The 20,983-nt window shown below is 65.7% G+C and carries 19 protein-coding genes; 18 read left to right on the top strand and 1 reads right to left on the bottom strand.

Annotated elements, in window-relative coordinates:
• The first annotated feature begins 4 nt into the window (after nt 1–4).
• Genes pyrH through O9271_RS13420 form a run of 7 tightly spaced genes read left to right on the top strand, consistent with a single transcriptional unit; the run spans nt 5 to nt 5,804 of the window.
• Nucleotides 5–754, top strand: coding sequence for a UMP kinase (gene pyrH / locus O9271_RS13450; protein WP_298270606.1), 750 nt, complete (start codon nt 5–7; stop codon nt 752–754).
• On the top strand, nt 751–1,302 hold the full coding sequence (frr, locus tag O9271_RS13445) for a ribosome recycling factor (protein ID WP_298270604.1): 552 nt from the start codon (nt 751–753) through the stop codon (nt 1,300–1,302). The genes pyrH and frr overlap by 4 nt, the downstream gene beginning before the upstream one ends.
• A 52-nt stretch (nt 1,303–1,354) precedes the next feature.
• A complete protein-coding gene (locus tag O9271_RS13440) occupies nt 1,355–2,107 on the top strand; it encodes an isoprenyl transferase (protein ID WP_298270602.1) in 753 nt (250 codons plus the stop codon).
• Between the two features lie 13 nt (nt 2,108–2,120).
• Nucleotides 2,121–2,984, top strand: a complete 864-nt coding sequence (locus O9271_RS13435) for a phosphatidate cytidylyltransferase (protein WP_298270600.1) — start codon at nt 2,121–2,123, stop codon at nt 2,982–2,984.
• 26 nt (nt 2,985–3,010) lie between these two features.
• Nucleotides 3,011–4,168, top strand: a complete 1,158-nt coding sequence (gene dxr / locus O9271_RS13430) for a 1-deoxy-D-xylulose-5-phosphate reductoisomerase (RefSeq protein WP_343213917.1) — start codon at nt 3,011–3,013, stop codon at nt 4,166–4,168.
• A 5-nt stretch (nt 4,169–4,173) separates the two neighbouring features.
• Nucleotides 4,174–5,361, top strand: a complete 1,188-nt coding sequence (gene rseP, locus O9271_RS13425; protein ID WP_298270595.1) for an RIP metalloprotease RseP — start codon at nt 4,174–4,176, stop codon at nt 5,359–5,361.
• Complete coding sequence (locus O9271_RS13420; protein WP_298270593.1) at nt 5,358–5,804, top strand: hypothetical protein; 447 nt, start codon at nt 5,358–5,360, stop codon at nt 5,802–5,804. Before rseP ends, O9271_RS13420 begins: the two co-directional genes overlap by 4 nt.
• A gap of 230 nt (nt 5,805–6,034) precedes the next feature.
• On the opposite strand, the gene O9271_RS13415 is transcribed toward O9271_RS13420, so the two are convergent.
• On the bottom strand, nt 6,035–7,630 hold the full coding sequence (locus O9271_RS13415) for a serine/threonine-protein kinase (protein ID WP_298270591.1): 1,596 nt from the start codon (nt 7,628–7,630) through the stop codon (nt 6,035–6,037).
• Between the two features lie 137 nt (nt 7,631–7,767).
• Between O9271_RS13415 and rpsO the strand changes: the two genes are divergently transcribed.
• The 11 genes from rpsO (at nt 7,768) to O9271_RS13360 (ending at nt 20,981) form a co-directional block, all read left to right on the top strand.
• On the top strand, nt 7,768–8,028 hold the full coding sequence (gene rpsO, locus O9271_RS13410; protein ID WP_026850731.1) for a 30S ribosomal protein S15: 261 nt from the start codon (nt 7,768–7,770) through the stop codon (nt 8,026–8,028).
• Between the two features lie 81 nt (nt 8,029–8,109).
• Entirely contained in the window at nt 8,110–10,311 is a 2,202-nt protein-coding gene (locus O9271_RS13405) for a polyribonucleotide nucleotidyltransferase (protein ID WP_343213916.1), read from the top strand.
• On the top strand, nt 10,229–11,575 hold the full coding sequence (locus tag O9271_RS13400; RefSeq protein ID WP_298270587.1) for a pitrilysin family protein: 1,347 nt from the start codon (nt 10,229–10,231) through the stop codon (nt 11,573–11,575). The genes O9271_RS13405 and O9271_RS13400 overlap by 83 nt, the downstream gene beginning before the upstream one ends.
• Nucleotides 11,576–11,602: 27 nt before the next feature.
• Entirely contained in the window at nt 11,603–12,715 is a 1,113-nt protein-coding gene (gene ald, locus O9271_RS13395; RefSeq protein ID WP_298270585.1) for an alanine dehydrogenase, read from the top strand.
• Nucleotides 12,716–12,921: 206 nt separating this feature from the next.
• Nucleotides 12,922–13,959, top strand: a complete 1,038-nt coding sequence (locus O9271_RS13390; protein WP_291260999.1) for a rod shape-determining protein — start codon at nt 12,922–12,924, stop codon at nt 13,957–13,959.
• Between the two features lie 40 nt (nt 13,960–13,999).
• Entirely contained in the window at nt 14,000–15,082 is a 1,083-nt protein-coding gene (mreC, locus tag O9271_RS13385; RefSeq protein ID WP_298270583.1) for a rod shape-determining protein MreC, read from the top strand.
• Nucleotides 15,082–15,591 carry a rod shape-determining protein MreD gene (gene mreD, locus O9271_RS13380; protein WP_298270581.1) on the top strand — a complete coding sequence of 170 codons (510 nt, stop codon included), beginning with the start codon at nt 15,082–15,084 and terminating at the stop codon, nt 15,589–15,591. Before mreC ends, mreD begins: the two co-directional genes overlap by 1 nt.
• A gap of 105 nt (nt 15,592–15,696) precedes the next feature.
• On the top strand, nt 15,697–17,418 hold the full coding sequence (mrdA, locus tag O9271_RS13375; protein WP_298270578.1) for a penicillin-binding protein 2: 1,722 nt from the start codon (nt 15,697–15,699) through the stop codon (nt 17,416–17,418).
• A gap of 4 nt (nt 17,419–17,422) precedes the next feature.
• A complete protein-coding gene (gene rodA, locus O9271_RS13370; protein WP_298270575.1) occupies nt 17,423–18,688 on the top strand; it encodes a rod shape-determining protein RodA in 1,266 nt (421 codons plus the stop codon).
• An 80-nt stretch (nt 18,689–18,768) separates the two neighbouring features.
• Nucleotides 18,769–19,638 (top strand): acetyl-CoA carboxylase, carboxyltransferase subunit beta, encoded by an 870-nt coding sequence (gene accD, locus O9271_RS13365; RefSeq protein ID WP_298270572.1) that lies wholly within the window; start codon nt 18,769–18,771, stop codon nt 19,636–19,638.
• Between the two features lie 140 nt (nt 19,639–19,778).
• Nucleotides 19,779–20,981, top strand: coding sequence for a Mur ligase family protein (locus O9271_RS13360; protein ID WP_298270569.1), 1,203 nt, complete (start codon nt 19,779–19,781; stop codon nt 20,979–20,981).
• Nucleotides 20,982–20,983: the final 2 nt, after the last annotated feature.

Below are 20,983 nucleotides of genomic sequence, written 5' to 3'. Positions count from 1 at the left end.
CGCCATGAGCGAATCCGCGACCGGTGCGCTCGCACAAGGCGGGTCCGAACTGCGCTTTCGGCGCATTCTCCTCAAGATCTCCGGTGAAGCGCTTGCCGGAGATCGAGGGGTGGGATTCGATTTCGAACGCATCGGGTTCTTCGCCGACCAGATCGTGCAGGTGGCGCGCATGGGCGTTCAGCTCGGCCTGGTGATCGGTGGCGGCAACATCGTCCGCGGGACGCAACTCTCGCAGATGGGCATGGATCGCGTCGGCGCCGACTACATGGGCATGTTGGGGACCGTCATCAATGCCATGGCGCTGCAGGACGTGCTGGAGAAGAAGGGACTCGACACCCGCGTGATGACCGCCATCCGCATGGAGGAGCTGGCGGAACCCTACATCCGTCGGCGAGCGTTGCGGCATTTCGAGAAGGGGCGCACCGTGATCTTTGCCGCCGGCACCGGCAACCCGTATTTTTCCACGGACACGGCGGCGGTACTGCGGGCCATTCAGATGAAGGCAGACGTCATCATCAAGGCCACGAGTGTCGACGGCGTGTACTCGGCCGATCCCAAGAAGGACCCGAACGCCACCCTGTACGAGACGATCAGCTATCGTGACGTGATGCTCGAGGAACTGCGGGTGATGGACCAGACGGCCATCACGCTCTGCAAGGAGAATCAGTTGCCGATCGTCGTACTCAACCTTCACCGCCCCGGTGCCATCGAGCGCGCCATCAAGGGCGAACGCGTAGGGACACTGGTTTCATGAGCATTGCCCAGATCCTGAAGGACGCGAAGGCCGGCATGGACAAGGCCCTCGACAACGCCAAGCGGGAGTTCTCGAGCGTTCGCTCGGGGAAGGCCTCGCCGAACATGTTGGATACCATCAAGGTCGAGGCCTACGGCTCGCTGCTGCCGCTCAATCAGGTGGCTTCCGTCTCCGCCCCCGAACCCCGCATCCTGCTCGTCACCCCGTTCGACAAGGGGCAGGCGAAGGTGATCGAGAAGGCGATCCGGGAGTCGGAGCTCGGGTTGGATCCGGCTCACCAGAACGGCATCATCCGCGTGCCGTTGCCCAGCATGACGGAACAGCGCCGCAAGGAGCTCGTGAAGATCCTTCACAAGCTCGCGGAAGATGGCAAGATCGCCGTTCGACATGCGCGTACCGATGCGCGCGACAAGATCAAGAAGCTCGACGGCGTGTCGGAGGACGACAAGAAGCACGCCGAGAAGGAGCTGCAGAAAGTGCACGATGATGAGATCGGCCGACTCGAGGCGTTGCTGAAGGCCAAGGAAGCCGAAATCATGGAAGTGTGATTCCGCCACAGCGGATGCGCCGTGCTGTGCTCCATCGTCACCGCCTCAACCCATGATGACTGATACCGAGTCGGATCTGTTGGCGCGCATTCGCGTGCATGGGGCGGTGCCGCGGCACATCGCGATAATCATGGATGGAAATGGCCGATGGGCGCGGGAGCGACACATGCCGCGCCCATTCGGCCATCGGTCGGGCATGAAGGCGGTGCGCGCCGTGGTGGAGGGGTGCCTCGCAGCCGGCGTCGAATGGCTGTCGCTGTTCGCGTTTTCGCAGGAGAACTGGCAACGGCCGGAAACCGAGGTGTCGGCGCTAATGTCGCTGCTCGAGGAGTTCATTGCCCGTGAGGCAGCGGATCTCGCCCGGCAGGGTGTCTGCGTCCATGTACATGGCGATCTTGACCGCCTTAGCCCCGCCGCGGCCGCGGCGATCGATCGGGTGCGGCGGGAAACGTCGGGCGGGGCGCGTCTTGGCCTCAACCTCTTCATCTCGTACGGCGGTCGCGCCGAGTTGGTGCGCGCGGCCCGTCGCCTCGCCACCGATGTGTTGCAGGGGCGGCTGGTACCGGAGGAGATCGACGAAGCGCAGTTCCGGAGTCGGCTCTTCACCGCCGACTGCCCCGACCCGGACCTGCTCATTCGTACCTCCGGCGAGCAACGCCTTTCCAACTTCCTGCTATGGCAGGTTGCCTACGCGGAGCTGTACATCTCCAGCGTCCTGTGGCCCGATTTCGATCGCGCCGCCCTGTACGAGGCGATCTGCGACTTCCAGCGTCGTGACCGTCGCTTCGGACGGGTGACTCCGTAACCCCTGCTGCGTCGTGAACGAACTCGGTCGTCGCGTCCTTGTGGCGCTCATTGGTGTGCCACTTGCCATCGGGATCATCTGGATCGGGGGGGCGCCACTCGCCACCCTGCTCGGCGCGCTCGCCGGGGTCGGAGCGTGGGAGTTCTATCGCCTCGCTCGGGAAGGTGGCGCAACACCGCTCGTCGTCCTCGGCGTGATCGCCGCGGCGCTCGTGCCGATCGCCGTGCACGGTGAGGTGTTGGGGGTCCTGCGCATCCCGCTCTACGCGTGGATTCTTCCCGTGCTGTTCGTGCTGGGCGTCGCCATCTGGTTGCGCGGAGTCGATGGCAAGCCGCTGGGCGCGGCCAGCACGACGGTGTACGGTGTGTTGTATACGGGCGGAACGCTCGCCTTCGGTTATGCACTGCGCTATCACAACTACGCGGTGGGTGATACTGCGGGAGCGTTGGCCGTCCTGTTTCCGGTGGTGCTCACCTGGGCCAGCGACACCGGGGCGTACTTCAGCGGGCGGCTCATCGGCGGACGCAGGCTCATGCCCAGTGTGAGCCCGGGGAAAACCGTGGCGGGAGCCGTCGGCGCGATCGTGGTAACCGTGGCGGCTACCTACGCGTTCGTGCACGGCCTGCTTGTTCCGCGTGCCCAGCTGGCATTTACCCCGTGGGGCCTTGTCCTCTTCGGCGCCGCCATCAGTGTGGTCGCGCAGGTCGGCGATCTCGCCGAGTCACTCCTCAAGCGAGAGGCCGGCGTCAAGGACAGCGGCACACTGTTCCCGGGTCACGGCGGCGTCCTCGACCGCCTCGACTCGCTCTTTTTCGTGCTGCCGGCGGCCTATGCACTGTACGACTGGCTGCTGATTCCCGCGCCGGGGGGGCGATGACCGCCAATTGGATGCAGGATGCCCCCATGGGCCACGCGCCGGCCGCCGAGCCGGTCGGTGTTGCCCTGCTGGGGGCAACCGGCTCAATCGGCACCAGTGCGCTGCGCGTGTTGGCCAGGCAGCCGGCGCGGTTCGTACCGGTCGCCCTCACGGCCAACGGGAACCTTGCGGCGCTACAGGAGCAGGTGGAGCGTTTCTCGCCGGCCTATGTTGGGCTGGTGCAATCGTGCCCCGACGCGCCGGCAACCTGGGGGCGTGGCCCTGATTGCCTCGTCGAGGCGGCCACACGCCCTGAGGCCGCCATCGTCATCAATGCCGTGGTCGGCGCTGCCGGGCTACCGGCCACGCTTGCCGCACTGCGCTGCGGGAAGCGGGTCGCACTGGCGAACAAGGAAACGCTCGTCGTAGCCGGTGACATCGTCACGAGCACGGCCCGCGAACATGGCGGCGAACTGGTGCCCGTGGACAGCGAGCATTCTGCCATTCTCCAGTGCCTGGCCGGACGTCAGCCACACGAGGTCCGGCGGCTCATGCTCACGGCCTCCGGCGGCCCGTTCCGCACGTGGCCCGCCGAACGCATCGCCACGGCCACCCGGAGCGATGCGCTCAAGCATCCGACCTGGCAGATGGGCAGCAAGATCACCATCGACAGCGCCACGCTGGCAAACAAGGCGCTGGAGGTGATCGAGGCGCATCACCTGTTTGGCGTGCCGTACGACCGCATTGACGTCGTCGTGCATCCGCAGAGCATCATACACTCGTTCGTGGAATTCGTTGATGGCAGTGTGCTCGCCCAGATGGGGGTGCCGAGCATGGAGTTGCCCATCCTGTACGCTCTCACCTGGCCGGAACGCGTGCCCGACAGTGGCGTACCATCATTCGATCCGGTCGCGCTGGGCGGCCTCACGTTCGAGGCGGTACGCCACGAGCAGTTTCCCATGCTCGGCCTGGGGATCGCGGCCGGACGCCGGGGCGGAGCGGCCCCGGCGGTGTTCAATGCGGCGAACGAAGAAGCGGTGGCGCAGTTTCTCGCGGGGCATCTGAGCTTTGGCGGTATCGCCGCGCGGGTGGCTGACGCGTTGCAGGAGCTGGGTGGATCCTCTGGCGACACGCTCGACGCGCTGCTCGCGGCCGATGCCGCCGCGCGTCGTCATGTCCGGTCTCGTATTGTGGCGGAGTTGTAGCAACCATGGCCTCACTGTCAGTCTATATCGCGCCGTTGCTGGTCTTCGGCCTTGTCGTGTTCGTTCACGAATTGGGCCACTTCGTGGCTGCGAAGCTGTGTGGTGTATACGCCCCGGTGTTTTCGCTGGGGTGGGGGCGTCGCCTGTTCGGCTGGAAGCGTGGCGAAACGGATTATCGGGTGTCGCTCATTCCGCTGGGCGGCTTCGTACGCATGGCCTCACGCGACGACGATGCCCTGGCGGGGATCGAGGGCGGGGAGGCCGATCGTGGCTCGCTCGAGAGCGTCCCGAAGCAACCAGACGGGGTACCGGCCGCGCTGTGGGATCCCCAGGGAATGGCGCCATTTGGTCCAAAGGCCGTGCCGGCCGAGCGATGGGTAGAGAGCAAGTCCGCGATGGCGCGCATCTTCATCCTGTCGGCCGGCGTCATCATGAACATCCTGCTCACGATGTCGGTAACAAGCGGCTTGTACTACACCTACGGAAACCGCTACGTGCCTGCCGTGATCGACTCCATCGTACCCGGCGCGCCGGCTGCGGCGGCTGGCGTACAGGCCGGCGACCGGATCGTGGCAATCAACGGCGACAGCGTGCGCGCATGGGATGAGGTCCTCGCTCGTGTGTCCCCCGTGACGAGCGGAACCGTACAGTTCGACCTGCTGCGTGGCACCGAGCGTGTACAGGCCATCATTGCGCCCCAAGTGGTGGATGCGCAGGACCCCGTCACCGGGGCGGCCACGAAGGTCGGTCGCGTCGGCATGATGGTTCGCGATTCGGTGGTACGCGAGTCCGTATCGCTGGCGCAAGCGACGGCGAGCGGCACCAAAGCCACGTGGGCCATGGCGCGCAATATCGTGACCGTGCTGGGCGGACTCGTCACCGGTGAGGTATCGGCGAAGAACCTCGGGGGGCCCATCCAGATCGCGCGCACGTCGGTGCAGGCGGCACGCAACGGCGCGGAGACGCTCTGGTCGCTGATCGCGTTCCTCAGTCTGAACATCGCCATCCTCAACCTCGTGCCCATCCCCGTCCTCGATGGCGGACAGATCGTGCTGGTCATTGCCGAGCGCATCAAGGGCAGCACCTTCAGCATGCGGACGCGTGAAGCGTTCGCACGGGTGGGTGTGCTGGCGGTGCTCGCCTTGATCATTCTGGTGACGTTCAACGATCTCCGATCGGTATTCACGCAGTGAGACGTTCGTGCGCGCTGCTGACGATCTCGCTGGCGTTTGTCGGCTGCAGCGTCCGCATGCCGTGGGCGCCTCCGCTGGTGACGTCCCCGAGCGGTCCGGCCCTTCCACGCATTCCGCGTGACGCGGCGCGCTTCGAGATCGACAGCGTCACGGATTCCACGGCCACCTTTCGCGTGCGGGAAGCGCGGTGGGTGCGCAAGGGGCTGCAGAGTTACGTCGTCGATCCCCAGCAGCGCGATGCGCTGGTCGCGCGTCTACGCGTGATCCACCGTGACAGCGCCACCGCCACCGCGCTCGTGACCGGGCAGGTGACGCGGGTCAAGCCAGAGCACTTTCTGCTGGTGGTGCGTCCCAAGGAAGGGTGGTGGCACGAGCGTCGCTTCTGGATGGGAACACTTGTGGGCGCCATCATCGGAGCCGGCAGCGTGGCGGCGGCGCGCTAGCCTCGAGGCGATGCGCACGGCGAGACGACCACCGCCGTTGGCGAGGGCGTGACCGGGCATGGCGCACGCCGCGGCCCGGTGAAAGGCCGAGGCGCTCGAGACGACGGTACCGGGTGCGGCGTGTGACACCGATGGAGGCGGCAGCGTCCCGCATGGTCGCGTGCGCTGCCACCAGTGCCGCGTACCGCGATCGGAGCGTGTCCCGCAGTTCGTCATCGTGTCGCGTCAGGTCAGCTGCACACGAGCTTGCGTGGAACCACGGCCTCCCCGCCGTTGCGATGCACGACCACGGTGTCGGAAAAGACGATGCAATACGGGGCCGAAATACGCATGACGTACTTTCCCCACGGGAGGGAGTACGATTCGACGCTGTCGGCGCGCGTTTCGTATGCACGGCCGCCCTCAACGGGAGCGAACTGAACCCGCGCGTCGCGCGGTTCTACCCGATAGCGTACGACCGCACATCCGCGCACCGGCAGATCGATCGAGAATCGCTGTCCCGCGCGGAGTGCGGTCAGCACGGTATCGCGAAGGGCGGTGCGGCATGTGGTCGGCGCGTCGGGGACGACGGCACGCAGCGAGAGGCGGGGGGAGACCGCCACATCGGCGGACCAGCGTCCGATGCCCACCTGCCGATTGTCGGCGTAGATCACAGCCGAGTCGAGGGTGGTCACCTCGATCCGCACCGTACGCGGCAGTGCGGCCACGGCCCGTTTGACCGGGGTGGCCGCCGTGGCGGGGGTGGAATCGGCCACGGGTGGAACCGGCGGGGGCGAATCGACGGTTACCGGTACGGATCGGGCGCTGTCTGCGGCCACGGCAACCGTGGGGGCCGGGCCGAGGCCGGCGCCGCGAACCTGCCGTTCCCAGGCAATCCAGCCAATGACCCCACCCACGATCACGATGGCCGCCGCGGGCCAAAATCGGCGTGGCGTGGGAGGGGAGACACGGAAGGCGTCGACAGTATTGGAACCGAGGCGTGACAGCCCGGCACTCCCGTCGGGTGCCGTGGGGAGCGCCGCCAGAGCATCTACGAGCTGGACGGCATTGGGTATCCGGTCTGCCGGGTCTTTCGCCAGCAGGCGCCGAACCAGCGCGTCGAACTCGGGGGTGAGTTCCGGTACGAGGTCGCGCGGCGGGCGGGGCGGTGTCTCAATGTGGCAACGGGCCACCGCGTACCAGTCATCCCCCTCGAACGGGAGCTTCCCGGTGGCAGCCCGGTAGAGGGTGACCCCAACCGCGTACAGGTCACTCCGACCGTCGAGTTCCTTGCCCCGCGCCTGTTCTGGGCTGAAGTAGTGCGGGGTGCCCTGGACCTGATTGGTGTCGCCCAGCGACTCAGCCGCCAAGGCACGGGCCAGGCCGAAATCGGCCACGATCGCCTCGCCACCCTGATCGAGCAGGATGTTGTCGGGCTTGATGTCACGGTGGACGATCTGGCTGGCATGTGCCACGGCGAGGGCGGCGGCCATGCCGATCCCCAGGCGCACGACCTCGGGTTCGGGCAGGCGACCCACCAAGGCAAGGCGACGCCCGAGGGTGAGCGGGTAGAGGTCCATGGCCACGAACGCTGCCCCGTCCACCTGTCCCACGTCTCGGACCGTGACAATATTGGGATGCCGGAGGCGAGCCGCCGTAGCGGCTTCCTTGCGGAAGCGGCTTTCGGCGAGGTCTTGTCCGGCGAACTCGGGGCGCAGGATCTTGAGGGCGACCGGGATCTCGAGGTCGAGATCGACGGCCTCGTAAACCCACGAAAAGGCCCCTGTCCCCAAATGGCGGGTGACACGGTACTTCCCGATGGTACGCCCCAGGTAACGTTCTGGCACGGCAGGGTCCTTTACAGGGGGGGCAGAGTCGAGTAAGCTACCGTGCTTCCTGCAATTGCGCGCACAAAACCCGCAGTGAATGTCGCGCACCACTCCGCGCGACGACAGCTCGGATAACGGCTGAGAATACAACGACGATGGCGTTCGACAAGGCTACCACGATCGACAAGTACCGGGCCCACGAAGGGGACACCGGTTCGACCCGCGTACAGATCGCCCTCCTGACGGAGCGCATCAACTACCTGACGGGTCACTTCCGTACGCACGCGAAGGACCATCATGGTCGCCGCGGCCTCCTCAAGATGGTCGGCAAGCGCCGCCGTTTGCTGGACTATTTGAAGCGTACGGACGTGCAGCAGTATCGCACGCTCGTGCAAGACCTTGGGCTCCGCTACTAAGCAGAGATCCGTCACGTCGTCGCGCGGGGGCACTTTTGCCTACCGCGCGATTTGCGTTCTCATGAGGTTACACAGCAGATGATGCATCGAATCGAGCGGACGTTCGCTGGTCGCCCCCTGGTCATCGAGACCGGACGTATGGCGAAGCAGGCGGCGGGTTCCGCAGTGGTCCAGTTCGGCGAGACCATGGTGCTCGCCGCCGTCACCGTGAGCGACAATCAGAGTCCGCTCCCGTTCTTCCCGCTCACGGTCGAGTACAAGGAAAAGACTTACGCCGCGGGCAAGATCCCGGGCGGCTTCATCAAGCGCGAAGGGCGCCCGCACGATCACGAGATCCTCGCGGCGCGCATCATCGATCGCTCGATCCGGCCGCTCTTCCCGGAAGGCTTCAAGAACGAAGTGCAGGTGTTCATCTACGTCATCTCCGCCGATCAGGAGAACGATGCGGATGTGCTCGCGCTCCTGGCGGCCTCGTTTGCACTGAACGCCTCGAAAATCCCGTTTCTCGGCCCCATCGCCGGCGTGCGCGTTGGCCGCGTGCAGGGGCACTGGGTACTCAACCCCACCTTCCAGCAGGTCGCGTTCTCCGACATGGAGCTGGTCGTGGCCGGCTCAAAGGATTCCATCGTGATGGTGGAAGGCGGGGCGCTCGAGGTGTCCGAAGAGGACGTGCTGGAGTCGCTGCGTTTGTCGCACGACGGCATCCGTGAGCTCATTGCCATGCAGGACGAACTGCTCGGCAAGGTGCAGCAGCCCAAGATGTCGTGGACGAAGGCGGAGACGCCGGAAGGCGTGGCGACGAAGGTCAAGGAGCTCGCGGCCGGTCGCATTCGCGAAGCGCTCAACCAGAAGGACAAGCACACGCGCATCGAGGCCGTGGAGCGCACCAAGAAGGAACTCGCCGAAGGGCTGTTGGTTGAGTTCCCCGATAATGCCAAGGACATTCACACCATCCTTGGCGACGTCGAGTACCACGAGTTGCGCGCCCAGGTGCTCGACACCAACCTGCGTGTCGACGGCCGCAAGCCAAACGAAGTGCGTGCGATCACAATCGACAACGGTGTGCTGCCGCGTGCCCACGGGTCGTCCCTGTTCACGCGCGGGCAGACGCAGGCGCTTGTCGCCGCGACGCTCGGCACGGCCAAGGATGCGCAGCGCCTCGACTCCATCAAGGAAGCCGGTGAAGTCACGCGCTCGTTCATGCTGCACTACAACTTCCCGCCGTTCTCAACGGGTGAAGTGCGACCCATGCGTGGCACCAGCCGCCGAGAGATCGGACACGGCAACCTCGCCGAGCGGGCGCTGCAGGGCGTACTCCCCGACTTTGCCGACTTCCCCTACACCATCCGCATCGTCTCCGACGTGCTCGAGTCCAACGGCTCCTCGTCGATGGCCTCGGTGTGTGGCGGCTCGCTCGCGCTGTTCGATGCCGGCGTGCCCATGAAGGCGGCCGTGGCCGGGGTGGCCATGGGGCTGATCAAGGAAGGCAAGAAGTACGCGATCCTCACCGACATCCTTGGCACCGAAGACCACCTCGGCGACATGGACTTCAAGGTGGCCGGTACAAAGGACGGCATCACCTCCATTCAGATGGACATCAAGATCGAGGGGCTCGACCTCAAGATCATGGAGGAGGCCCTGTCGCAGGCGAAGGAAGGCCGCCTGCACATCCTGGGCGAGATGGACAAGGCGCTGGCCACACCGCGCGCCGAACTCTCCAAGTACGCCCCGCGCATTGTCACGGTGCAGATCCCGGTCGACAAGATCGGGGAGCTCATTGGTCCCAAGGGCAAGAACATCCGCGGCATTCAGGAGGAAACCGGCGCCGAGCTCACCGTCGATGACGACGGGACGGTCACCATCGCTGCGGTGGGTGGCGAGAGCATGGAGCGCGCCAAGCAGATGGTCATGGCCATCACCGCTGAACCGGTGGTGGGCGAGACCTACGAGGGCACGGTCAAGACGGTGACGGCGTTCGGCGCCTTCGTCGAAATCATGCCCGGCACCGAGGCGCTCCTCCACGTGTCGGAGATGAAGTGGGAGCGTGTCGAGAAGCCCGAGGACGTGTGCAAGAAGGGTGATCGGGTCACGGTCAAGCTGGTCGATCGCGACGAGCGCGGGCGCCTGCGGTTGAGCATGAAGGCCCTGCTGCCGAAGCCGGAAGGCATGCCCGATGAGCCGCAGGGCGAGCGTCCGCGTCGTGACGACGGCGAGCGCGGTGACCGTGGCGGTGATCGTGGTGGACGTGGTGGACGGAACGGTGGTGGTCGCGATCGGCGCTGATTCTTCGGGCGCTGAGGCGCCCACGCTGCACCGTACGGATCTCCCCAATGGACTGACCGTGCTCTCGGAAGCCGTTCCGGGAGCGCGGTCGGTTGCTTTCGGGGCTTGGGTACGGGCCGCCACGTTGCACGAGCGCCCCGAGGTCATGGGTGTGTCACACCTTCTCGAGCACATGGTGTTCAAGGGGACGCGCGCCCGCAGCGCGCAGGAGATCGCGCTCTCGCTCGAGACACTCGGCGGCGCCCTCGACGCCTACACCGAACGCGAACACACGTCGTATCAGGCGCGCGTGCTCGATGAGCATCTCGAGACCGCCGCCGAGGTCATCGGCGACCTCATCTTCCATCCCTTGCTCCGTCCGGAGGATCTCGCCCTCGAGCGCAAGGTCATTCTGGAAGAGATCAGCATGGTCGATGACACCCCCGACGACATCATCTTCGACGTGCACAATCGTGCGCTGTGGGGCGACCACCCGCATGGGTATGCCATCCTCGGCACCCGAGAGACGGTCAAGGCGCTCGACGTGTCGCACTTGCGCGCGCTGCATACGTCGGCCTATCACCCAGGGCGCGTGGTCGTCGCGGCATCGGGACGGGTGGAGCACGAGCAGCTGCTCCACGTACTGCAGCGCACCGGGTGGCTTGATGAGGTAAAGGGCGATTGCACACCCTTCCCGGTCGATCCCGTCGAAGCGGCGGGGCCGCATGCCGAGCATGTGAAGCGGAAGGACATCGGGCAGGTGCACGTCGTCCTGGGGGGGCCGGGTATCGCCCACGGCGACCCCCGACGCTATGCCTTCGCGCTCATCGACATGTTGCTCGGCGGCGGAATGAGCTCGCGTCTGTTTCAGCGGGTGCGCGAGGAACTGGGGCTGGCGTACAGCGTCCACAGCTTCTCGGGGTCCTACGCCGACACCGGTTCCCATGGCGTGTACCTCGCCAGCGCACCGGACAGCGCCCAGGAGGCGCTGGATGCAGTGCGTGACGTCCTGCGTGAGGTGGCAAGCCGAGGGCTCTCCAGCGCCGAACTGGCGGCCGGCAAGCGGCAGCTTCGTGGACAGTTGGTGCTGTCCATGGAAGGGGTCTCCTCCCGCATGTACCGCGCGGCCACCACGGCCCTGTACGGTGAACCGTACCGTACGATCGACGAGCTTATGGCGCTCGTGGACGCCATTGACGAAGATCAGGTGCGCGAAGTGGCGCGCGACTTCTTCGATCCGGATCGACACATCCTCGTCAGCCTCGGCCCCAAGGCCGTTCGCTGACGAACTCCCCTCAATCCAGAAATCCCTATGCGAATCGGGGTACCGAAAGAGATCAAGACCAACGAGAACCGTGTTGCCCTCGTCCCGGCCGGGGCCGAGGCGCTCGTTGCCGCTGGTCATGAGGTGTTCATCGAAACCGGTGCAGGCATTGGCAGCGGTTTCGAAGACGCGGACTACGTGGGCGTGGGCGCCCAGATCGTGCCCGATGCCGCCACGGCCTGGGGCAAGGCGGAGCTGCTGCTCAAGGTGAAGGAACCGATCGCTTCCGAGTGGCAGTACCTGCGACGCGACCTCACGCTGTTCACGTATTTCCATTTTGCCGCGGATGAACAGCTCACCAACGCGCATCTCGCCAGTGGGGCAACCTGCATTGCGTACGAGACCGTCGAGCTGCCCAATCGTGATCTGCCGCTTCTGATCCCCATGTCCGAAGTGGCGGGACGCATGGCGGTGCAGGAAGGCGCCAAGTACCTCGAGAAACTGTACGGGGGACGTGGCGTACTGCTCGGTGGCGTCCCCGGCGTTGCCCCGGCCAAGGTGGTCATTCTGGGCGGCGGCATCGTCGGCGTGAATGCCGCCAAGATGGCGGCAGGGTTGGGCGCCAAGGTCGTGGTCCTCGACCTCTCGCTCGAGCGCTTGCGCTACTTGAGCGACGTGATGCCGGCCAACGTGCAGCTCGTGCATTCCAACCGCCACAACATCCTGGAGCAGATCAGCACCTGCGATCTGGTCATTGGTGGCGTGCTCATTCCCGGCGCCAAGGCGCCCAAGCTGGTGCGTCGGGCTGATCTCGCCCGCATGCGCCCCGGGGCGGTCATCGTGGACGTGGCCGTCGATCAGGGCGGATGCGTGGAAACGATCAAGCCGACGACCCACGAGAATCCGACGTACACGGTGGACGGCATCATCCACTACGGCGTGGCGAACATGCCGGGTGCGGTCCCTCGGACCTCCACCCTGGCCCTGACGAACGCGACGCTGCCGTACACGCTGCAGCTGGCCAACAAGGGCTGGAAGCAGGCGCTCAAGGACAATGGTGCCCTGCTCAAGGGACTCAACATGTCTTCGGGGAAGGTGACCTATCAGGGGGTCGCCGAGGCCTTTGGTATGCCCCTGACCGAGCCGAGTACGTTCCTCTGAGTCCGTCCCCGCAAATGGCGGTTGTGCGGCCGGTCCTCCCCGGGGCCGGCCGCGTTGCGTTCGGGAGCCGAGGGTGGTGGTGTGCTAGGTCACGATATTCCAATAGCTTGTCCGCTCTGGGGTGAGCCAATACCTTACCATATACGCCTCTCCTGTCATTCAACAGGCGCCACCTGCAGGTGCCGCGCCGCCCCGGTCTCCCTTGGATGTTCTGGCCCTTCAGCAAGACGAATTCGTTTTTTCCGGCGAATGCCATCGCCGTTGACCTTGGCACCGCCAATACGCTGATCTACGTGAAGGGGGAGGGGATCGTGTTGAACGAACCCTCCGTTGTCGCGCTCGATCGGGAGACGAAGAAGATCAAGGGCGTAGGGCTTGAGGCCAAGCGCATGCTCGGGCGCACGCCCGATGGCATCATGGCGGTCCGGCCGATGAAGGACGGCGTCATTGCCGACTTCGACGTGACTGAGAAGATGCTGCGGTATTTCCTTACGCTCGTCATCGACAAGCACGTCTTCAAGGTGAAGCCACGCGTCATCGTGTGTGTGCCGTCGGGGATCACGGAAGTCGAGAAGCGCGCCGTACGTGACTCCGCGCTGGGTGCCGGCGCGAAGGAAGTGTTCATGGTGACGGAGCCCATGGCCGCCGCCATCGGCGTCGGCTTGCCGGTAGAGTCGCCCACCGGCAACATGGTCATCGATATTGGCGGCGGCACGACCGAAATTGCGGTGATTGCGTTGTCGGGTATCGTGAGCGACACGAGCATTCGCACGGGCGGCGACGAGCTGGACATCAGCATCGTGCAGTTCATGCGCAAGAACTATAACCTGCTCATCGGCGAACCCACGGCGGAACAGATCAAGATCCAGATCGGCTCGGCGTATCCGGTTGGCGAAGAGCGGGAGATGGAAGTGAAGGGGCGCGATCTGGTGTCGGGCATTCCGAAGACCGTGCGCGTGCACTCCAGCGAGATTCGCGAAGCGGTGCAGGAACCCATTCAGCAGATCGTGGACGCCGTACGCCGCGCGCTCGAAATCACGCCCCCCGAGTTGGCCTCGGACATCGTCGATCGCGGGATCGTCATGACGGGCGGCGGTGCCTTGATCCGCGGGCTCGATGTGTTGCTGTCGCAGGAGACCGGCCTCCCCATTCACGTCGACGACGATCCGCTCACGTGTGTCGTGCGCGGCACGGGCAAGATCCTCGACGACGAAGAGAAGTACTGGTCGGTCCTCACCACCTGAGTCCCAGCGCGTCCTTTCCCCTCATACCCGCACGACACGCGTGGCACGGAACGTTCGCGGCGAAGGGCGTCTCGACACCGGCTTGGTGCTGGTGTGTGTAACGTTGGCCATACTGGCGTGGCTCTCTCCGCGACGTTCGCGTGAGGAGATCGCAAGCGTACTGCGCGGCACGGTGCTCGCGCCGCTCGTGCGGCTCGAGGCGCGCGCCGCCGGCGTGCGCGCGGCGATCGTGGCGCGCAACGACCTGCTCACCACGCGCGGGCGTGCGGTAGCCGACACGCTGAGTCTGCGCGCGATCAGTGACGAGAACGCCACGTTGCGCAAGCTGCTGGGGCTTTCCGCGCGATTGCAGGAGGGATTCGTGCCCGCCGAGGTGTTGCCCACGCGTGGCGGTGACGAGTTCACAATCAGTCTGACTGCCGGCAGCGACGTCGGTGTGCAGCCCTTCCTTCCCGTCGTCACTGCGGATGGACTGGTCGGCATGGTGGAAACGGTCGACCGGGTCACCAGTACGGTCATCATGTGGGCGCATCCGGACTTCCGCGTGAGCGCCATGAGCATCGACCAGGATGCGTTCGGCATCGTGCAGCCGTATCTGTCCACGGGCGCCGAGCGCTGGTTGCTGGAAATGCGCGGGGTGCCGTTTCGCGCCAAGCTCGATTCCGGCACGCTCATCGTGAGTTCGGGGCTTGGGTCCACCTATCCGCGCGGCATTCCTGTGGGGATCGTCATTGGCGAACTCAACACGCCCGAGAAATGGGCGCGCACCTACTTGGTGAAGCCCGCGGTGTTGCCGGAAAACCTCGGCGCTGTACTCGTGCTCATGCCGGGACGAGCCCAGCGCGGGGTGAATGGGGTATGGACGAGTGTGGCCGCGGCCGATAGTGCGGCCCGGGCGGTGGCGGCGACCGGGGATTCGGTTGGACGTTCGGCCGCCCTGGACGAGTTGGCGGCGCGGCGTGCCGCCCTCGATTCGCTGATGGGCGACAGTTTGGCTTTCGCGGACACCATCGGCGGCATGCGCCGGCGCCTGCTCCCGCGCCCCGACAGCAGTCGCCGTGACAGCGTGCGCCGTGACAGCGTGCGTCGCGATAGCGTCCCGCGTCCGGCAGGACGTCGCTGATGCGGGGGCCACAGCCGACACCCGGTCTTGGCAGTGCGCTACGCGCCTGGATGGGCTTTGCGCTGCTCATCACCGCGCAATTCGGGGTGCGCCCGCTCCTTGGTGATCGGGCAAGTGTCGACTTCGCGGTCATCGCGGTGCTCTTCTCGGCGGTCCGCATGCGGCCCGGGCTGGCCGCCGTTTCCGGATTCGCCACGGGGGTGGCGCTCGATGCCCTGTCACCGGGCAGCTTCGGTGCCAGTACCCTCGTGCTGTCGCTCGTGGCCTTCGCTGCGTCGTGGCTCAAAGCGGTTTTTTTTGCGGACCATGTGGCGCTCACGGGCCTCTTTGTATTCGCTGCCAAGTGGCTTTTCGACGTGGCCATGACACTGCTCACCGGCGTCGGTACCGGATCGTCGCTCGTGGTGACGCTGCTGCTGTGGGCGCCGCTGTCCGCCGCCGCCACAGCGGTGGTGGCGGTCTTGCTGCTTGTGCTCTTTCGTCCGTTGTACCGACCGCAGGCATTGTAGCAGTCTCCGTAACCGTCTTTCCCCTCTCCGCCGCGCGGTGCGCTCCCCGACGGTTCGCCATCCCTGATGAGCTACCATCCGAACTCCATAATCAGGCGTGCCCGCGTGGCGCGTGTGCTGCTCGTTGCGGCGTTCACGACGCTGGGGGGCGCGTTCTTTCGTGCTCAGGTGTTGCGCAACGAGGAGTTCGTGCTCCGCTCGGAGAGCAATCGGCTGCGTGAAGTCCCGTTGCCCGGGGCCCGTGGCATTATTTACGACCGGCACGGCCAGATCATCGCTGAGAACCTGCCGGGGTACTCGGTCTCCATTCTCAGTCCAACGGTGGATTCGCTGCGCTCGGCGCTGCGCTCACTGTCCCGGGTCATCGAGATCGACTCGGCGCAACAGGTACTTGCCGTGCGGCGCTTTCGGGCGGCGCCCACACGGCCGGCGGTGATCTTCAACGACGCGAGCTTTCAGGTCGTTTCGGTGCTCGAGGAGCGACGGGCCGAGTTCCCCGGCCTCATCATCCAGAGTGCCCCAAAGCGGTATTATCCCGATGCACAGGCCGTGGCGGCGCTGGTCGGATACACCGGGGAAATCTCCGAGAAGCAGCTGGCGATGCCCAGGTACGAGGGGTACAAGGCGGGACAGCAGGTGGGCCGGGAAGGGCTCGAGATGCAGTATGAGGAGCAGCTGCGTGCTCGGGAGGGCAGCCGCTTCGTGGAAGTGGACGCCAGAAATCGGGTGGTGCGCGATAACGGTGTGCGCGCCGAAGTGCCCCCGGAGGCACCGCCGCCGCTGCGCACCAACATCGACCTCGACTTGCAACGGTATGCGCACGAGTACTTCGGTGACTCACTGCGCGGCGCGGTCGTGGCCCTCGAGCCGGAAACCGGGGGCGTGCTCGCCATCTACAGTGCCCCCAGTTACGACATCAACCGCTTCATTGGCGGCGTGTCTTCGTCGTACTACCGCGAACTGCAGGAGCACAAGTACAAGCCGTTGTTCAACCGGGCGCTGTCCGGGCGCTATCCGCCCGCGTCCACCTGGAAGCTGGCCACCGCGGTACTGGGCATGGAGCTGGGGCTGGTCACCATGGAGACGCACCAGGAGCAGCCATGCACCGGCGGCTACTACTATGGCCGCGTGTTCAAGTGTTGGGACAAGCGCGGCCACGGCGACATCTCGCTGGCGCAGGCCATCGCCAAGTCCTGCGATGTCTACTTCTACCAGCTTGGCCTCAAGATCGGTCTCACCCGGCTGCTGGCAGGCGGTGTCCGGTTGGGGTTCGGTGACTCGACCGGCATCGACATGCCCGGTGAGAAGACGCCGATCTGGCCGGCGAGCACCGCGTACTTCGATCGGCGATACGGACCGCGTGGCTGGAACAGGTCGGTCGTGCTGAGCCTCTCCATTGGGCAGGCCAACAACTCCCAAACCCCGCTCAATATGGCGCGCTTCTACACCGCGCTCGCAACCGACGGCTACGCGGCAACGCCGCAGGTCGTGGCACGGACGCCGGAGCGCAAGAAGCTGTTCGATCTTTCACCGGAGCAGCTCAAGAGTGTGCAGCTGGCCCTCGCCGACGTGGTGAGCCGGGGTACGGCCGCCGGCGCGCAAGTCCAGGGACTCACGATCGCCGGCAAGACCGGCACCGCGCAGGTCCCGCCCGAGGAGGATTATGCCTGGTTCGTGGGGTATGCGCCGGCCGACAAACCGAAGATCGTGCTGGCCATCATCATTGAAGAAGGGCTGCACGGTTCGACGGCCGCGAAGGTCGCCACGAAGCTGATGGAGCGCTATCTCAAGACGAAGCTCACCATGAACGCCGTTCCCACCGACTGAGGCCATGGCTGCTCCCGGCATCCTGCGACGGCAGAGCATTGACGTCCCCCTGCTCGTCACCGCGCTCCTGCTCACGGTGTTCGGCCTCGCCATGGTATTCTCGGCAGGGCAGACGGACATGCCGGACAAGGGGCTCGAGACATTGTGGCAGCGGCAGCTGGCGTTCTTCGGCGTGGCGATGGCCGCCACCTGGGTGATCACGCGCGGCTCGGTGCGGCTCATCGAGTGGAGTGCGTGGCCACTGTACCTGATGGCCTGCATCATGCTCCTGCTGTTGCAGTTCCTCGGCAGCGGTGCCGGCACCGCGGCCAGCACCAAACAGTGGCTCACCATCGGTGGCGTTCGCCTCGGGCAACCGGCAGAGCTGGCCAAGTTGGCGACGACCTTCATGCTCGCGCGCGTGCTGGCCTCGCAACGCGACACAGTCACGTCGATGCGCGAGCTATGGAAGCCGCTGTTGGTGGTGGCGGTTCCCTGGGTGCTCGTGCTGGCCACCAAGGATCTGGGCACGGCGCTCACATTCATCGGCATCTGCTTTGCCATGCTTTTTTGGGCCGGCGTACCTTGGCCGGTGCTGCTCATGCTGGCCAGCCCGGGAATCAGCCTCGTCCTGGCTTTCAGCACGGGTGTGTGGGGCGCGTGGTTCCTCATCCTCGTGGCGCTGGTGCTGTGGTATCGCCCGTACCTCCTCGAAGGGGTGGTGCTGGTGGTGGCGAACGTGGTAATGGGAGTTGTGGCCCCTGTGCTGTGGGACAAACTCAAGCCGTATCAGCAGCAGCGGTTCCTGGTGTTCCTCGATCCGTCGGTCGACGCGCAGGGGTCGGGGTATAACGTGATTCAGAGCCAGGTGGCCATCGGCTCCGGCGGGCTGTTCGGCAAGGGGTTCACACTGGGGAGCCAGAAGCGTCTGAACTTTCTTCCCGAGCAGCAGACCGACTTCATCTTCTCGGTGGTCGGCGAAGAGTTGGGGTTCGTGGGTGTCGTGGTCGCCCTGTCGCTCTTTCTGGCGTTGTTCCTCCGCAGCACGCGCATTGCCGTGCGCGCCGCCGACGCGTTTCCCAGCCTGGTGGCCTTCGGCCTCATGTCGGCCTGGTTCGTGCACGTCATGGTGAACGTCGGGATGACACTCAACCTCATGCCGGTCACGGGTATTCCGCTGCCCTTCTTCAGCTACGGGGGATCCTTCCTGCTGGTCAGTTGGCTGGCCGTGGCGGTGCTGCTGCGGATCTCGGCCGAGGGACGGGGCCAGGCGGACGCGCTGGGGCTGTAGGGGCGCCCAGGCAAAACGACGGACCCAGGCGTGCGCAAGGTCTAGCCTTCGGGGGGAGAACTTCCGATCTTATCAGGCCTATGGCCTGGTTCCGGAAGGAAAAGAAGCCCCGACAGGCGAGTCGCGAGCGCCTCGAGATCCCGCGGGATACGTGGGAGAAGTGCGAGGCCTGCGGGCACACGGATATCCGTGACAAGTTCCTGCGCAACCTCAACGTGTGTCCGGCGTGCGATTTTCACCGCCGTATGCGCGCCTGGGACTACGCGGGTGCGCTGATCGACGACGGGACACTCAACGAAGTGGGCGGAGAACTCCGCTCGGTGGATCCGCTCGGCTTCCCCGATTATCCAAGCCGTCTCAAGCGCGCGCTCGCCAATGCCGGGGACACCGACGCCATCCTCACCGTCACGGGCCAGCTGGAGGGGATGCCTGTGGGTATCGGTATCATGGACTTCGCCTTCATGGGTGGCTCCATGGGGTCGGTCGTAGGCGAGAAGATCGCCCGCCTCGGCCAGCGTTCGCTCGAGAAGAAACATCCGCTCGTCATCGTGTCACAGTCCGGTGGCGCACGAATGCAGGAAGGCATCCTGTCGCTCATGCAAATGGCGAAGGCGTCTGCGGTGCTCTCCCAGCTGGCAGAACGCCGCATCCCGTACATTTCGGTGCTGACGAACCCGACCACCGGCGGCGTGAGCGCCAGTTATGCCATGCTCGGCGACGCCATCCTCGCCGAACCAGGGGCCGTCATCGGCTTTGCCGGGCCACGGGTCATCAAACAGACACTCGGGCAGGACTTGCCGGAGGGGTTCCAGACCGCTGAGTTCCTCCTCGAAAAAGGCATGGTCGATCGGGTCGTGCATCGCAAGGTGATGCGGGGTACGCTTTCGCGCCTCCTGCGTCACATGACTGGGCGTCCGGCCGCTGCCGGACACGACCAGCAGGAAAGCTGACCGCGAGCTGACCGCTGGACCCTCGGACCCCACGACCGGTTACGGCACTCCCGCCGGACGCCCGCGACGACGCCTATCATGAGGCCCTCCGTCGCCTTTTCGCGCGCACGGGGGGGGCGTGGCGCCTGGGGTTGGAGCGCGTGAGCGCCTTGCTGTCGGCGCTCGGCAACCCACACGTCGCCTATCCGGTCTTTCATGTGGCGGGCACGAATGGGAAGGGGAGTACCGTTGCCACGCTTGATGCCCTGTTGCGCGGGGCCGGAATGCGCGTGGGACGCTACACCTCGCCGCACCTGGTGGACTTCTCCGAGCGAATTGTCGTGAACGGCGCGCCCATGAGCCACGACGCGATCACGGCGTGGTTGACGCGATGGGAGCCGCTGCTGAGCGACCTCGGGGCGACCTTCTTCGAGGCCACCACCGCAATGGCCCTCAGCCATTTCGCGGAACAGCGGGTCGAGGTCGCTGTCGTGGAGGTGGGATTGGGGGGGAGACTCGACGCCACGAACGTCGTCCAACCGCTTGCCGCCGGTGTCACGCAGATCGGTTTCGACCACATGGAGTATCTTGGTGATTCGCTGGAAGCCATTGCCGGCGAGAAGGCAGGGATCTACAAGCGGTCGGCGGTCGCGGTCGTCGGCGATACCTCGCCCGAGATCCGATCGGTGCTGCAGCGGCACGCCGAAGCCTCCGGTGCCGCACCCATTCTGGTGACGGGTCGCGAGTGGCAGGTCGAGGATGTGCGCGTGCATGCGCAGGGCACGACCTTCACTCTCCATGCGGAGGGGCAGAGCCGGCGTCTCACGACCCCCCTGGTGGGACAGTTCCAGGCGCACAATGCCGCCGCGGCGCTTGCGATGCTGCGGGGGGCGGGTGGTCGATGGGCGGAGGTGGAGGCGCGGGCGGCCGACCTACTGCCGGGGGTACGGCTCGCGGGGCGCTTTCATCAAGCATCGCCGTGGCTCTTCGACGTGGCGCACAATGCCGACGGTGCGGCCACCGTGGTGGAGAACCTGCTTGCCGTAGGTATGCCGCGTCCAATGACCGCTGTGGTCTGCGTCCTGCGCGACAAGGACTGGCGCGGGATCATCCGGGCCGTCGCCCGTGCCGCTGAGCGGATCGTGGTCACGATTGCGCCCACGTCGCCGCCGAATCGTCTGTGGGACCTCCTCGAGGTGGAGCAGTGGGCGGTCGCCGAAGGATTGCCGATCGAACGCATCGATGATTTCGGCCAGGCGCTTGCCCATGCCCGCTCCGAGGCGGCCACGGTACTGGTGACGGGGTCTTTCCACACGGTCGGAGACGCCATGGAACGGTTGCAGGTGCATCCATTGGCTCGGTAGCT

Source organism: Gemmatimonas sp., from assembly GCF_027531815.1.
Taxonomy (GTDB): domain Bacteria; phylum Gemmatimonadota; class Gemmatimonadetes; order Gemmatimonadales; family Gemmatimonadaceae; genus Gemmatimonas.
Note: the sequence above shows the minus strand (reverse complement) of the source record. Positions and strands in the feature narration are given on the sequence as shown.